Source organism: Streptomyces malaysiensis subsp. samsunensis (assembly GCF_024519315.1).
GTDB lineage: Bacteria > Actinomycetota > Actinomycetes > Streptomycetales > Streptomycetaceae > Streptomyces > Streptomyces malaysiensis.
Window position 1 is genome coordinate 105,507 of record NZ_JANIIC010000030.1, and the last position, 13,647, is coordinate 119,153.

At 68.0% G+C, this 13,647-nt stretch carries 15 protein-coding genes and 2 pseudogenes; 7 read left to right on the forward strand and 10 right to left on the reverse strand.

Features of this window, described 5'->3' with window-relative positions:
* Window positions 1–45: 45 nt before the first annotated feature.
* On the forward strand, window positions 46–291 hold the full coding sequence (locus NQU54_RS24925; RefSeq protein ID WP_257633064.1) for a hypothetical protein: 246 nt from the start codon (window positions 46–48) through the stop codon (window positions 289–291).
* Window positions 292–355: 64 nt separating this feature from the next.
* On the opposite strand, the gene NQU54_RS24930 is transcribed toward NQU54_RS24925, so the two are convergent.
* From NQU54_RS24930 to NQU54_RS24935, 3 genes and pseudogenes are all read right to left on the reverse strand, one after another.
* Entirely contained in the window at window positions 356–751 is a 396-nt protein-coding gene (locus NQU54_RS24930) for a substrate-binding domain-containing protein (protein ID WP_257633065.1), read from the reverse strand.
* 64 nt (window positions 752–815) lie between these two features.
* Window positions 816–1,301: pseudogene (locus NQU54_RS50660) on the reverse strand (type 1 periplasmic-binding domain-containing protein); the annotation flags it as partial.
* Between the two features lie 10 nt (window positions 1,302–1,311).
* On the reverse strand, window positions 1,312–2,004 hold the full coding sequence (locus NQU54_RS24935; protein ID WP_372506018.1) for a polysaccharide deacetylase family protein: 693 nt from the start codon (window positions 2,002–2,004) through the stop codon (window positions 1,312–1,314).
* A gap of 283 nt (window positions 2,005–2,287) precedes the next feature.
* On the opposite strand from NQU54_RS24935, the gene NQU54_RS24940 reads away from it, so the two are divergent.
* Window positions 2,288–2,539 carry a hypothetical protein gene (locus NQU54_RS24940; RefSeq protein ID WP_257633066.1) on the forward strand — a complete coding sequence of 84 codons (252 nt, stop codon included), beginning with the start codon at window positions 2,288–2,290 and terminating at the stop codon, window positions 2,537–2,539.
* 421 nt (window positions 2,540–2,960) lie between these two features.
* Window positions 2,961–3,161 (forward strand): annotated as a pseudogene (locus NQU54_RS24945) (NF041680 family putative transposase); the annotation flags it as partial.
* A gap of 81 nt (window positions 3,162–3,242) precedes the next feature.
* On the opposite strand, the gene NQU54_RS24950 reads toward NQU54_RS24945, so the two are convergent.
* The 7 genes from NQU54_RS24950 to NQU54_RS24980 are packed head-to-tail and all read right to left on the reverse strand — an operon-like array spanning window position 3,243 to window position 9,975.
* Window positions 3,243–4,736, reverse strand: coding sequence for an aldehyde dehydrogenase (NADP(+)) (locus NQU54_RS24950; protein ID WP_257633067.1), 1,494 nt, complete (start codon window positions 4,734–4,736; stop codon window positions 3,243–3,245).
* Between the two features lie 41 nt (window positions 4,737–4,777).
* A complete protein-coding gene (locus NQU54_RS24955) occupies window positions 4,778–5,737 on the reverse strand; it encodes a C-terminal binding protein (RefSeq protein ID WP_257633068.1) in 960 nt (319 codons plus the stop codon).
* Window positions 5,734–6,915 (reverse strand): fumarylacetoacetate hydrolase family protein, encoded by a 1,182-nt coding sequence (locus NQU54_RS24960; protein ID WP_257633069.1) that lies wholly within the window; start codon window positions 6,913–6,915, stop codon window positions 5,734–5,736. Before NQU54_RS24960 ends, NQU54_RS24955 begins: the two co-directional genes overlap by 4 nt.
* Window positions 6,916–6,936: 21 nt before the next feature.
* On the reverse strand, window positions 6,937–7,887 hold the full coding sequence (gene add / locus NQU54_RS24965) for an adenosine deaminase (RefSeq protein ID WP_257633070.1): 951 nt from the start codon (window positions 7,885–7,887) through the stop codon (window positions 6,937–6,939).
* Window positions 7,888–7,901: 14 nt separating this feature from the next.
* The gene (locus NQU54_RS24970; RefSeq protein WP_257633071.1) at window positions 7,902–8,570 is read right to left on the reverse strand and encodes a cyclase family protein; all 669 of its coding nucleotides are present in this window, start codon (window positions 8,568–8,570) and stop codon (window positions 7,902–7,904) included.
* On the reverse strand, window positions 8,567–8,947 hold the full coding sequence (locus NQU54_RS24975) for a nuclear transport factor 2 family protein (protein WP_257633072.1): 381 nt from the start codon (window positions 8,945–8,947) through the stop codon (window positions 8,567–8,569). Before NQU54_RS24975 ends, NQU54_RS24970 begins: the two co-directional genes overlap by 4 nt.
* 2 nt (window positions 8,948–8,949) lie before the next feature.
* On the reverse strand, window positions 8,950–9,975 hold the full coding sequence (locus NQU54_RS24980; protein ID WP_257633073.1) for a zinc-dependent alcohol dehydrogenase: 1,026 nt from the start codon (window positions 9,973–9,975) through the stop codon (window positions 8,950–8,952).
* Window positions 9,976–10,020: 45 nt separating this feature from the next.
* On the opposite strand from NQU54_RS24980, the gene NQU54_RS24985 reads away from it, so the two are divergent.
* From NQU54_RS24985 to NQU54_RS25000, 4 genes are all read left to right on the forward strand, one after another.
* Window positions 10,021–10,728 (forward strand): FadR/GntR family transcriptional regulator, encoded by a 708-nt coding sequence (locus NQU54_RS24985; protein WP_257633074.1) that lies wholly within the window; start codon window positions 10,021–10,023, stop codon window positions 10,726–10,728.
* A gap of 92 nt (window positions 10,729–10,820) precedes the next feature.
* Window positions 10,821–12,257 carry an MFS transporter gene (locus tag NQU54_RS24990; protein WP_257633075.1) on the forward strand — a complete coding sequence of 479 codons (1,437 nt, stop codon included), beginning with the start codon at window positions 10,821–10,823 and terminating at the stop codon, window positions 12,255–12,257.
* A 10-nt stretch (window positions 12,258–12,267) separates the two neighbouring features.
* On the forward strand, window positions 12,268–13,221 hold the full coding sequence (locus NQU54_RS24995; RefSeq protein WP_257633076.1) for a nucleoside hydrolase: 954 nt from the start codon (window positions 12,268–12,270) through the stop codon (window positions 13,219–13,221).
* 175 nt (window positions 13,222–13,396) lie between these two features.
* Window positions 13,397–13,647 (forward strand): hypothetical protein (locus tag NQU54_RS25000; protein ID WP_257633077.1); only part of this gene is annotated, 251 nt, incomplete at its 3' end.

Here is a 13,647-nt window from a genome sequence, read left to right on the forward strand (position 1 = left end):
AGAACTGCCGCCCCGGTGGGAGCGGGAGAAGCAGGAGGGCAAGGTGTGACCACGTTGTATGTACTCGACGCCCCGGAGAATGCAGCGCTGCCGAAGGTCGCGGTCCATGATCAAGCCGTGACCGTCGGCCGGATCGGACCGAACTTCGAGATCGCCTCCGATGGCTCGATCGTGATCGACCGCCGAGCTACCGGCTGCCGCCACGCCGTCTGGTACAGCGCCGTCGGCGGCGTGCGCGGAGGCCGCATCGTGCAGCACGACAAGGAGGCCCTGCGGGTGGAGCCCGCATGACCAGTACCAGCACACGCCTGGGCGCAGGCCGATACCTCCCCCTCACCGAACTGTGGCTGGCCCTCTACGACCTGACCCACCTGCTCTTGGCGTAGGCCGCGAGCGTCTCGATGGCCTTGCGGGTCTCCAGACGGGGAAGCATCATGACGCTGCCGGCGAGCGTGCCCTGCTCGATCTGCCGCAGAGCCCATGCGTCGCCACCGAAGTCGAACACCTTGACGCCCTTGCCGCCCGCGGCCTCGGCGACGCCGCGGGTCATGCCCGAGAAATTGGACATGATCACGTCGAGGCCGGGGTTCGCACGCAGCATCGTCTGGGCCGCGCCGAACGCCTTGGGCGTGGTGTAGTCGGTCGTCTGCCGGGCGACCACCTTGAATCCCCTGGTCTTGCCGAAAGCCTTCGCGACCTTGAAGAACGACAGCGTGTTGGCGTTGAGGTCCGGACCGGAGATCAGCCCCACACTCGCTCCGCGAGGGCACGCATTGATGACGCCGCGAACCCGGGAGTCGTAGACCGAGGGTCTGGCCGCCCACGTAGGTGATCGTGCCCGGCTGGTACGTCCTGGCCCCGCGGTTCGTCTCCCGGCCGCAGATCGGCAGGTCGAACACCGACACCAGGACGTGTTTCCTCGGGGCCTCCTGGGTGAGGAGGCCGCAGACCAGATTGCCGTCGTTGGGCTCGATGGCGAAGGCGTTGTACCTGCCGCTGGTCAGCGCCTGCTGCATCTGGTCGAACTGGGTCTGGGCGCGGAACTTGCCGTCGAAGATGTCGAGGTGGGTCCCGAGTTCCCCCGCGACGGTCTTCGCCTCGGCGATCGACGCCTGGAGGTAGGAGTTGCTGGCACCGGCCGAGAAGTAGGCGATCTTCAGCTTGGCCGGGTCGGAGACGGGCCCGTCGATGATCTCCTTCGAGGCGCCCGCTCCGGTGTCGATGCCGGTCGAACAGCCGCTGCCCGCCACGCAGACGGTGAGGGCGACAGCCGCGGTTCCGATGAGCCGTGCTGTGGTCATGGCGATCCGCTCAGTCCTCGGTCCACGTGTCGTAGATGTCGCTGAGCGAGGCGAACCAGACGCCGTCGTGGCCGCTCATGTGGTCGAGCAGCCTCTCCAGCCCGAGGATGTGATGGGCGCGGCCGACCGTCTGGGGATGCACGGTGATCGCGAGGACGGGGTTGGACTCGCGGGCGTACGCGTAGTCGAAGTGGTCCTGGAACCGCTGGAACATGACCTCGCTGGAGCCCAGGCCCTGGTTGATGCCGGGGATGCACTCACCGGCCGGGAAGTCGTCGAGGTACCACGACACCGGGAACTCCAGGATCGGGCTCGGCGCGCCGAAGACCGAGCCCTCCTCCCAGCGGACCTCGACCGGCCGCGGGTGGTACGGCTGGAAGTCCCCGCCCATGAGCGAGGAGTCCCAGTCGAACCCCGTCCTCTCCGGCAGCTCCAGGGTGCGCTCGGTGAAGTCCCATGCCGGCGACCGGTACCCGCGGGACCGCACACCCGCATGCTTGAGGTGGCCTTCGATGGTCTTCTCCATCAGCCGGACCTCGGTCTCCAGGTCCAGGGAGGGAACCGCCTCGTGGTAACAGCCGTGGGCGGCGATCTCCTGGCCGGCGTCGACGATGCGGCGGAAGGCGTCGGGGAAGGTGGCCATCGAGTGCACCGGGGTGCACCAGGTGCCGGACACGCCGTACCGCTCGAAGAGGGCGAGCAGCCGGGGTACGCCGACCTCGGCGCCGAACTCGCCAGGAACCCCGTGGTCTGGACGATGACGGCCGCTACGCGGCGATGGCTGATGGCCTGGCGGCCATCAAGGCGGCCGCAGCCGCCCAGCGCGCCCGGGACGCGCCGATGGCTACACCGACGACGTCACCCCGCCGGACATCAAGCCGGGTGAAGAGGCCACCATCCGGCTGACCGTCTCCTTCCGGTCGGGCGACGACCTTCCCGGCCTGTTCGACGGCATCGACATCGGCGGTCCGCCCCTCCGGACTCCGGTGACGGTGCGGGGCCGCGGCACCGCACCCTCCTACCTCGCCTCCAACCGGGAAGGCACCGCCCAGGTAGTGCCGCGCCACTCCTACCTGGCGTCCGTATCCGGCATGCAGTTCGGCGGATACCTGCTGCCGCTGGCAGGCGCCCGCTGGTACACCGACGACGGACGCTCGGGAGCCGCAGGCAGTCCTGTCCGCATCCCCGCCTATGCCGCTACAGTCCGCCGCCGCCCAGGCACCCGGGAACATGCCTGACCACGTCGTGCCGGGGATGGCGGCGTTCCCTGACGTACCGACAGCGGGGTGCGGTGGCTGCTCCGGTCGGGGGCGTCCGCGTGCCGGTGGGGCCGAACTCCTCGTTCTGCAGGGTGTGAGTCCCTTCGAGCTGCCGGTCGCCGTCCCGTTCTTGACTGCGCCGGGCGAGCCGAACCTCCAACTTCGGGCATCCCAATATTGGCAAACCGTCACTTTTGAAGCTTGGCGTATTTCTGCGACCGCAGCGGATGACCACCGACTCCTACACACTCCCGGCGGGCCCCGCTCCGCCGATTGGTTGAGTCCACCTGCCGCCCGGCGGGTCGGCACTGCACACGCGGCCGTCGGCATGACAGGCTCGCGTTTCGGACGCGAAGGGAGCCGTAGCCGATGACTTACCTCGGCCCCCGCCCCCGGCTGGTTGACACCAGCCCGCGTCCGCCGGGGATTTCGCAACATCCGCCCGACCACCGCGCTGCCCGCCAGCGCACCGAAACCCTCCCGGCCCGGCCCAGGCCGCCCACCAGGATCACGCAACCAACACCGTGTTGTCACATGTCACGTCGGGAAAATCACCAAAACCGACACAGCAACCACAACCCGCACGAAGCGCACAGGTTAAACAACAAGCTCAGAGGCCGCCCACGCGGCCGGACGGAATCGGAATTCATCCGGCCGCGTGATGTCGGTCCGGTGCACCCAGTCACATGACCAACGCACCATCGACCCGCCGCGGAATCGCGACGGCTTCATCCCGCAGCTCGGCGGGCAAGAACTCCGGCGGCGTGTTCTGCCAAGCCACTGGGCGCAGGAACCGCCGGACGGCCGATGCGCCGACCGAGGTGTGCGCGGATCCGGTCGCCGCCGGCCACGGCCCGCCGTGGTGCTGCGCCCAGTTGACGGCGACACCGGTCGGGTACCCGTTCCACACCAGCCTGCCGACTCGTGCTTCAAGGACAGGCAGCACGGACCGCATCAGCGTCCGGTCGGCATCGGTCGCGTGCACGGTCGCCGTCAGCGCTCCCGGCAGCCGGTCCAGCGCCGCGGTCAGCTCGGCCTCCGACGAGTACCGGGACACGACCAGCAACGGGCCGAAGCACTCGTCGAGAAGTTCCCCGGTCAGTTCGGCCGGCGGCACCACCAACAACGTCGCCTGGGCGGTGAACCCGCCTCCGGACTGAGCGATCCCCTGGGTGAGGAGCTGCACCCCCGGCGCGGATACCCGCTTCCGGACTTCACGGTCGAACGCGTCCTTGATGCTTGCACTCAGGAGCACCCCGCCGGCGTGGGCGGCGAACTCCCGGCGGAGCCCCGCGATCAGGTCGTCTCCCGCCGCACCGGCAGGAACCAGCGCCAAGCCGGGCTTCGTGCAGAACTGGCCCATCCCCAGGGTCGCGGAACCTGCTAGTTCGCGCGCCAGCCGGTCGCCTCGTTCGGCCGCCGCACCGGGTGCCACGACAAGTGAGTTCAGGGCGCCCAGTTCACCGTAGAACGGGATGGGTTCCGGACGGCCTTGCGCGATGTCGAACAGTGCCCGTCCTCCCGACAGCGAGCCGGTGAAGCCCACCGCCTTGATCTGCGGATGCTCGACGAGTCGCACACCGGCTTCCCGTCCGAACAGCAAGCCGAGTGCCGCTGCAGGAGTACCCGAGGCGGCCAAGCCACGCTTCGCCGCCTCGTGCACCGCCAAGGAGGTGGCTGGGTGAGCCTGGTGGCCCTTCACGACGACCGGGCAGCCCGCGGCGAGCGCGGAGGCGGTGTCGCCGCCCGCAACGGAAAACGCGAGCGGGAAGTTGCTCGCGGCGAATACCGCGACCGGCCCGACGGGGACCAGCATTCGCCGGAGGTCCGGGCCCGACTCCGTCGCGTGGTCGATCGTGGCTTCGAGATAGCCGCCGTCGTCCAGCACCTCGGCGAACAAGCGGAACTGTCCGCTGGTGCGCGCGAGCTCACCGGTCAGGCGGTCGACTCCGAGCCCGGTCTCCTCATCGGCGAGCGTGACGATCTTTTCGCCGTCCGCGTCGAGTTCGTCGGCGATGGAGCGCAGCATCGACGCCCGGCCAGCAGTGCCCGAAGCAGCGAGAACTTCAGCGGCGCCGACCGCGTCACGCACGAGGCGGTCGACGTCTTCGACGCCGAATGCCGGTGAGCTCACCGACCACGTGCGCCCGGTCTTCGGATTCGTACTGGAAAGCATGACTACCGTTTCCGTCCAGGGGTGTATAGGGCGTGCTTGCGTCAAGCGCTGACCGGCGACCTCAGCCGGCGGCCGCCGAGAGCGCGGTCGGCTTCCTCAGCGGCCAGCAGCTGCAACTGCTCGACCGAATGAGCGGAGTAGAACGCCGAATGCGGGGTGAGCGTGACCTGATCCAGGGCGCGCAGCGGCGACTCGGGCGGCAACGGCTCCTGGCTGAAGACGTCCAAGCCTACGGCGGACAGCCGACCGCTTTTCAGAGCTCGCACGAGGGCGTCCTCGTCCACCAGGCCGCCGCGTGAGGTGTTGATGAGCACCGCTCCCGCGGACATCCGAGCCAAGGCGGCGTCGTCGATCAGGTGGTGGGTGTTCGGTGTGAGCGGACAGTGCAGGGACACCGCGTGGGAACGCGACAGCAGGTCGTCGAGCTCGACGGATTCGATGCCGAATGCGGTCAGTGCACCGGCCGGCGCCCAAGGGTCGTGCGCGATGATCCGGAACCCGAACGGCATCAGGCGTTTCGCCACGGAGAAACCGATCCGGCCGGTTCCGATCAGCCCGACGGTGGTGTCGCCGAAACCACGCAGTGTCCCGAGCCCGGGTGGCTTGATCCAGCCGTCTTCCCGGATCCGGCTGTCGTAGACCGACAGTTTTCGCAGTGATGAAAGCAACAGCGCCACCGTGTGATCGGCAACGGTCTCGCTGCCGTAGTCCGGCACGTTGGCGACGCTGATCCCCAGCTCCCCCGCGGCCCGTACGTCGACGTTGTCGTAGCCGACCCCATAGCGGATCACCGTGGCTCCGGGCGCCATCCGCTCGAGCACGGCCCGGGTGACCGGCGCGAGGTTCACGAATACGACGTGGGCGCCGGCCACGGCTGCGACGGTCTCGGCTTCGGTGGCGCACTGGAACTCGGCGAACTCGGCGTCGTGCCGCTCCGCGACCGCCCGCTCAGCCAAAGTGCCGCCGAACGCCTGGTCGGTGACCACGACCTTCGCCTTCATGACTGCACCTGTCCCAGCGCACCCCGGCGGACGAGGCTCTTCACCAGATCGGTGATGCCAGTGGTCCAGGGTGGCGCCTCTTCGGCGGAGGTGACCACGTTGACCAGTGTGCCCAGCCGTTCTGCCGAGATGGACACAACGTCTCCGGCGTGGTGGGTGAAGCCTTGGCCCGGCGCATCGCGGTCTTCGGTCGGTGCGAACAGCGTGCCGGTGAAAAGGACGAACCCGTCCGGGTACTGGTGATGGCGCCCCCGGGTGTGTGCGAGCAGTTCCTCGAACGTGCGGCTGATCTGGTTGACCGAGTTCTTGCCGTGCAGCGAGAAACCGTCGTCCTGTCCGGTGACGTCGAGAGCGATCTCCGTCTGCCGCGCGTCATCGATCGTGTAGTGCTCATCGAAGAGCCGGATGAACGGCCCCAGCGCGCACGAGGCGTTGTTGTCCTTGGCCTCGGTGAGGAGCAGCGCGCTCCGCCCTTCGAAGTCGCGGAGGTTGACGTCGTTGCCGAGCATCGCGCCACGCGGCTTCCCCGTCGAGTCCGCGACGAGCGCCAGCTCGGGCTCCGGGTTGTTCCACTCGGACCGTTCGAGCACGCCGATCGCCGCACCGGTCCCGACCGCGGACAGCACGGGAGCCTTGGTGAAGATCTCCGGGTCTGGTCCGAGCCCGACCTCCAGATATTGGGACCACATCCCTTCCTGGAGCAAAGCCCGTTTGACCTCCGCGGCTTCGGCCGACCCGGGACGGACCGTCGAGATCGCGGTGCCGAGCGTCGCACCGAGCTTTCCCCGGATCTCCTCGGCACGGGCTGGGTCGCCTTGGGCCCGTTCCTCGATGACCCGCTCGAGCATGGATCCGACGAACGTGACTCCGGCCGCCTTCAAGACCTGGAGGTCGACCGGCGCCAGCAGCCTGGGCCCCGATGTGCCGGACAGCGTCGCGCGCAGCAGGTCCGGAAGGCCCCAGCGGCGCTCCCCGGCCGCGTTGCGCACGAGCTCGACGGGATCGGCCGTTTCGAGCAGTGCCGAGACCGTCGGCACGGAACTGGTGATGTCCACGACGTCGTCGCCACGGATGGACGCGACGCAAGGTCCCAAGACGGGATCGTGCACGCGTGCCACAAGGGTCGCTACGTCGCAGTCGGCCGGAAGTACGCGGTCGGCGTAGTCCACGAGGGACACTTCGTCTCCTTGGTAGTTCGGTCAGCGGGTGGGGTCCGCCAGGTCGGCGAATGATGACTGGCGGGAGCACCGCGCAAGTGACTCGAGCTCAGCCGGGGTCAGCCCGAGGACACCCTCGGCGATGCGATATTCGTTCGACAGCTTGGTGCGGCTCGTCACCGGATCGTCGGTCGAGAGCGCGACTGGCACACCCGCGCTGAGCAGCGACTTCAGCTGATGGTCGGCGAAGCTCTTCGCCGCGGCGGTGTGGACGTTGCTGGTCACCGCGACCTCGAGCGTGATGCCCCGCTGCGCGAGGGTTTCGAGCAGGGCGGGATCCTCGACACTGCGGACACCGTGCCCGATCCGCTCGGGTCGGAGGTGCTCCAGCGCCGCCCGGACGCTCTCGGGGCCGGCAGCCTCGCCGGCATGTGCCGTGGTGCGGAGTCCGGCTTCACGCGCGCGCTCGTAGTGCGGCGCGAACAGATCGGCAGGCACACCCGCTTCGTCGCCAGCGATGTCGATCGCCCTGAACTGGTTGCGGCGAGCCAGGATCGCCGACAACTCGCGGTCGGCGACGTCCGGACCGAAATTCCTGAGCAGCACACCGATCAGTGCCACCGGAATCTCGTACTGGCGCTGAGCGCGGGCCACGCCATCCGCCACGGCGTCCATGACCTCTTCGGCCGGGATCCCGCAGACGTCCCTGATGTAGAACGGCGAGTACCGCAGCTCGACGTGGGAAAGGCCGTCGACGGCCGCGTCTTCGACCGCCTCGAACCCGATGCGCTCCCAGTCCCGAGCTTCGACCGCCACCGTCGTGGCGACTTCGATCTTGGCCAGGTATTCGAGCAGGTCGTCCAGCGGTACGGCGGTCGATACGAGTTCTCGAACGGGCCCGCGCCCGGTCAGCAACCCTCGTTCGGCCGCCAGTTCGGCGACCGTCTCGACGCGGATGGCACCTTCGAGATGCCGGTGGAGGTCTCCGTACACCAGGGACGTGGTGGTCAACGTGCGTCCTTTCGTCCGTATGAGGTGTGAACCTGCGGCCAGGCGATAGCCCTGACCGGGCTACCGTCGACACCCTCGATCGGCAGTGGCAGGCAAGCGAACTCGTACCGGCCGGCTTCGACCTCGGTGAGCCGCAGGCCTTCGATGATGAGGCACCCGGCGCCGAGCAGGATGTGGTGCGCTTCCAGCCCGGCCGGACCGTCGCAAAGGGATGGTTGCTCGAGTCCGAGGACCGCGACCCCTGCTTCCGCGGCCGCCGAGGCCAGTTCCAGGGAGACCGTGGGGAAGCCGTCGTGGTACCGGTCGGACCCGAAGTGCGCAGCCCAGTCGGTCTTGATGAGCAGGCGCGCACCGCGGCGGAGATGGGGCACGACCGGCTCGACGGGGATCGCCGCCCCGACCGGCAGCACACCGACATCGATCACGTCCGCCGGCCCGACGAGCACGTCGAGGTCGAGCGCCGCCACGTCGGCGCCGCCGGGGAACACGTGGAGAGGCGCGTCGATGTGGGTGCCGACATGCGAGCCCGTGGTGATCTCGGTGACCAGGTAGCCCTGTTCGTCATGGGTGTGCGCTTGCCGCGTGACGAGGCCTGGGTCACCCGGATACCCGGCGGTCCCGCTGGGGATGGGGTGCGTGAGATCGATGACGCGTGCGGAACTCATACCCGCTGCTCCAGCGTCGCCGGATCGAAGTACGCGCGGACCTCCCTGAACCGGCCTTCTTCGACGCTGACGACGTTGATTCCGCGCAGCGGGTGTCCGACACCGTCGGGGCCGGTCATGACGGCGGTCCATTCGATCGCCGCGTGAGTGCCGTCGACCAGCGCATTTCCGATCTCGACGGTCAAGCCGGGGAATCGCTCGCCGCTGTCCCGGTAGTAGCCGCTGATCTGGTCGTGCCCCTTGAGCACTCCACCGGGATAAGTGAACGTCGCGTCTTCGTGGTAGTGCCGGAGCACCCCTTCGAGGTTACGGTCGCTCTCCGCAGCCCAGTACGAGCGGGCGACAGCAACGGGTCCGGTGTTCTCAGCTTCCGCCATGGTCAAACATCCTTTCCGAATTCGATGACGACTTTCAGCTGGTCGGGTCGGCCGACCAGGTCGAGCCCCTTCGCGATGTCGGCCGGACGCAGTCGGGTGGTGATGAGTCGGCCGGGTCGCACCGTTCCGGCGGCGACGAGGTCGATTGCTTCGTCCCAGCAGTTGGGGCTGCCCAGTGCGCCGCGGACAGTCAGGTCACGGGTCACGACCAGGTCCATGTCGACTGCGAGCGCGCCCGTCCCGTAAAGCGAAACGCAGGCGACGGTCCCACCCGGAACCGCGTGTTCGAGTGCGAATGCAAGCCCCGCGGGATTGCCGGAGGCCTCGATCACGCAGTTCCACCGCTGGGCGGTCACGACGGCGGCGTCGACGACTTCGTGGGCACCCAACCGCGTCGCGGCGGCCAGCCGTTCCGGGCTGACATCCGCGACCGAGACGACCTTCGCACCTCGCGCGACGGCCACCTGCGCCGCGAGCAGCCCGATGGTGCCGGCGCCGACGACGAGGACACTTTCTCCTTCGACGATTCCGCACGCCCTTACGATGTTGAGGCCGACCGCGGTCGGCTCAATGAGGCAGGCGTCGTCGTCCGGCACGCTCGACGGCACCTTGCGAGCCGCCCGCGCCGGGAAGATCATCCGCGTCGCCAGCGCGCCGTCCAGGCTGATCAATCCGGTTTCCATCCGGTTCGGGCACATGTGGTAGCGCCCCGCCGCGCAAACGGCGCAGTGGCCACATCCGATGGAACACTCCCCGACGACGCGGTCGCCTACCTCGAAGCCGATCGCGCCGGCTCCCGTATCCATCACTTCACCGACCCATTCGTGCCCGGGCACGATCGGGTAGCGCGCGAGCCCGGTCCGGAAATAGGCCATTTCACCGTCACGGATCTCCCGGTCGGTGGCGCACAGGCCCACCTGCCGGACCGCGATGAGCAGGTCGCCCGCGCCGGTCTCGGGTTCGGGCCGCCGGACGTGGTGCACGTCGCCGTCACCGCGGAGTTCGACCACCTCGATCGACTGAGTCATCGAGCCTCCTTGACTTAGTCTGATTATCAGACAATAGTTTCCGGCATGTCGAACTCGCAAGCCCGGCCCCCACGGCTCTCGACGGTCGTCGCCGACCAGATACAGAAGGAACTGTTCGACGACCACCTCCAGCCGGGCGACCGGCTGCCGACCGAAGCCGAGTTGTCGGAGCGCTACCAGGTGAGCCGTTCCGTGGTCCGGGAAGCCGGCCGGATCCTCGATCAACGAGGACTGGTCGACATCCGCCCTGGCCGGGGGATGATCGTGGCGCCTCCGGACGGTTCGCGCATCGTCGAGCAGTACGAGATCATGCTCGGTATGAACCGGGCGAGTTTCGCCCAGCTCATGGAGACCCGACTGGTCATCGAGGTCGAGATCGCCCGGCTCGCCGCGGCCCGCCGCAGCGGTGAACTCGTCGAGGCGATGCGTGCCACCATCGAGCGAGCCGCGGCTCACCCGGACGACTACACCGTCTGCATGGACGAAGACGTCCGGTTCCACGAGCTGATGTCGCAGGCGAGCGGTAACCCGTTCTTCGCATTCTTCATCGACCCCGTCAACACCTGCCTGCGCAACTCCTACACGGAAGTGCGCGGCTACCTGGCGGCCCAACCGGCGACGCTGGCCGAACACCGCGAGATCCTCGACGCCATCGAACGGGGCGACGCGGACGGGGCCAGGACGGCTGCCCGGAACCACCTCACCAGGGTGGTCGAGCAGCAGGCGACGCTCGTGCCTAAGGAAACGGACTGAACCACCTGCCAAACCAGCGGAGCAGGAACGTCCCAGGGGGATGGCTCGCCGGCGACACCATTGAACCTACTGACAGACAACAGGGAACCGCGATGTCCGCGCCTCCACGCACCAGAAGCGTCTTCGCCTCGACGCAAAAGACGCCCTCCCCGTTCGCCTTGACCGCGGCCCTGGTCGTCGCGGTGACGGCGTACCAGCTGGCCACGACCATGGTCGCGCCGACACTGCCCGTCATCACGAAAGACCTCTCGCTGTCACCCGCCACGACGGGGCTGACCCAAGCGCTGTTCTTCCTGGTGGCCGCGTTGATCGAAGTCGTCGTGCCGATTTCGGACCGGTACGGCAGGCGCGCCATGCTGGTGGTCTGCCTCGCGCTCACCGCACTCGGTCACGTGCTCGCCGCGACAGCCGCATCGGAACAGATGTTCCTCGCCGGCCGGGTGATGCAGGGACTGTCCGGAGTCGCATTCCCGCTGGCGTTCGTGACGTTGCACAAGAACCTTTCGCCCATCCAGTTCGGACGCAGCGTGGGCATCATCGCCGCGGTGAACCTGGGCATCACCGGCGTGGACACGCTCGCGGGCAGCTACCTGGCCGAGTCGCTGGGCTTCCGCAGCATCTTCTGGTGCATGGCCGCGATCAGCGTCACCGCACTCGTCCTCGTCCACCGAATCGTGCCCAAGGACGACGCGAAGTCCACCATGTCGATCGACTGGGCGGGCATCGTGGTGCTGTGCCTCGGCATCGGAGCCCTGCTGTTCGGTCTGTCCCAGGGCGGGACGCTCGGCTGGACATCTCCCACCGTCTTGATCACCGGCATCGGCGGGATCGTCGCGATCGGCCTGTTCCCTCTCGTCGAGTACCGGTCGCGACTGCCGCTAGTCCAGACCGCTTTGCTGCGCTCGCGCGACGTCTGGCCGCTGTTGGTGGTCGTCCTGCTCAGCATGGGCGGAATGTTCACCACGTACAGCTACCTGCTGCCCTTGATCGCCCAGGACCACTCCAGCGGCTACGGGCTCTCCCCGGTAACCGCCACGCTCAGGTTCATCGTGCCCGCCGCGGCGGCGGCGTTTATCTGCGCTCCCATCGCAGGACGCCTGGCGCCCCGGCTCGGTTGGCGGCGGATCACCGTGTCAACCCTGGCGGTCTCCGCGGCCTGCATGGTCGTGATCGCCTTCTTCCCACAGAACCAGATGCTCGTCGCGATCCTGGTTCCGGTCATCGGGTTCTGCTACTTCGGCGCGACCGAAACGGCGATGAACGGTCTGGGCGTGTTGCTCTCCCCCAAGAACAGCCCCTCGTTCCTGCCCGGCATCGCCGGCTGTTGCTTCGCACTCGGCGTCAGCGTCGGCACCGCGGCGGCGACCGCGGCGCTGAGCCACAATTCGACGCCGACCGATGGCATCGGCAACGGCTACCTGCTCGCGTTGGCCGCCATGGCCGCCATGGCCGTCGCCGCGGCGGCCGTGTCCTTCCTCATCCCGCGGCCGGCAGCTTCTGGAGTTGCCGCCACCGCCGATCACCAGTAAGGCAAGAAGAATGCAGAAGATCCTCATCGACTCCGACACCGGCGTGGACGACGCCATGGGCATCCTTTACGCGCTCGCAGACCCGACCGCCGAGATCGTCGGCATCACCACGCTTGTCGGCAACGCGCTGGTGCAGCACTGCACGCAGAACGCCCTCCGGCTCGTGGAGCTGATGGACGCCGAAACGCCAGTTGTGGCGGGCGCCGCGACGCCCCTCATCGAAGATCCCATGCCAGTGCCGTTCATCCACGGCCCGGAAGGACACGGTGGGGCGACTCTCGCTCCACCGACGAGGACCGTCCAGGCCGGCATCGCGGCTTCGTACATCGCCGACCAGGTCCGCCGGCACGGTCGCGACCTCACCCTGGTCGCCGTCGGGCCACTGACGAACATAGCCATGGCGCTGAAACTCCACCCGGATGCGTTCAAACACTGCGGCCCGTTGATCTGGATGGGCGGCGCGGTGGAACGCTCCGGGAACGACACGGCCACCGGGGAAGCGAACTCGCTGCGTGATCCGGAGGCCGCGGAAATCGTGATGCGGTCGGGCCTCGACGTCACCATGGTGCCGCTCGACGTCACGGACTTCGTGTGCCTCACGGACCTCGAGCTCAAGGCGCTGGCAGACTCCGGCACGGCGGCAGGACGGCACCTCGCCGAGATCACCCCGCTGTACCTGGACTTTTACGAGTTGAAGTTCAATGAGCGGCGCTGCGCGATGCACAGTGCGCTCGCGATCGCCATCGCGATCGATCCCAGCCTGGTCACGAAGTCCTACCGCTTGCCCATCTCGGTCGAGCTCCACGGGATGCACACCCGGGGAATGACCGTTGTCGACCGCAGGACCCTGCGGGGTCCGGAGGAGACGTGGCGCGACACCGACGACGTGCCGACGCGCGCTGTGTACGGCGTCGACGGCGACCGGTTCCTCAGCCGCTTCATGAAGCTGCTCTCGAACAGCTGAGGCTGGTTCGGCATCCGCCTCTGTCTCGAACAATCGACCGTACGTCTCATTACCAGAGCTGACGGTCTCGGAACCAGTCTCGCGAGATCGCTGCTTCAACGCTCCGTTCAACAGCTCGACCGCCAACAGCAAGACCAGCGGCGGACACGCCGCCACAGTGACCTGCAACAGGCTCATGGCCGGCGTCGAGCCGATGTTCGCCACCAGCGACAGGCAGATGCCGAACACCAACGCCACGCAGGCCAACCACCGACCCGACCCCGCCGCCACGGTGGGTCCTCCACAACTCGACCGTCGCGATCGTCAGCAGACCATCGACCAAAAGCGGCCAGATCGACGCCGTCACCGTATCCGCACCGATGCGGAGTGCGAAGTCAGGTCCGTGGCAATACGAGGCGTACGCCGTGCAGAGGGCAACCAGCCCGT

Bases quoted from the DNA above. Each gene is read 5' to 3' on its own strand.
- NQU54_RS24950 (WP_257633067.1), bottom strand. From the start codon at position 4,736: ATGCTTTCCAGTACGAATCCGAAGACCGGGCGCACGTGGTCGGTGAGC.
- NQU54_RS24955 (WP_257633068.1), bottom strand. From the start codon at position 5,737: ATGAAGGCGAAGGTCGTGGTCACCGACCAGGCGTTCGGCGGCACTTTG.
- NQU54_RS24970 (WP_257633071.1), bottom strand. From the start codon at position 8,570: ATGAGTTCCGCACGCGTCATCGATCTCACGCACCCCATCCCCAGCGGG.
- NQU54_RS24975 (WP_257633072.1), bottom strand. From the start codon at position 8,947: ATGGCGGAAGCTGAGAACACCGGACCCGTTGCTGTCGCCCGCTCGTAC.
- NQU54_RS24980 (WP_257633073.1), bottom strand. From the start codon at position 9,975: ATGACTCAGTCGATCGAGGTGGTCGAACTCCGCGGTGACGGCGACGTG.
- NQU54_RS24985 (WP_257633074.1), top strand. From the start codon at position 10,021: ATGTCGAACTCGCAAGCCCGGCCCCCACGGCTCTCGACGGTCGTCGCC.
- NQU54_RS24990 (WP_257633075.1), top strand. From the start codon at position 10,821: ATGTCCGCGCCTCCACGCACCAGAAGCGTCTTCGCCTCGACGCAAAAG.
- NQU54_RS24995 (WP_257633076.1), top strand. From the start codon at position 12,268: ATGCAGAAGATCCTCATCGACTCCGACACCGGCGTGGACGACGCCATG.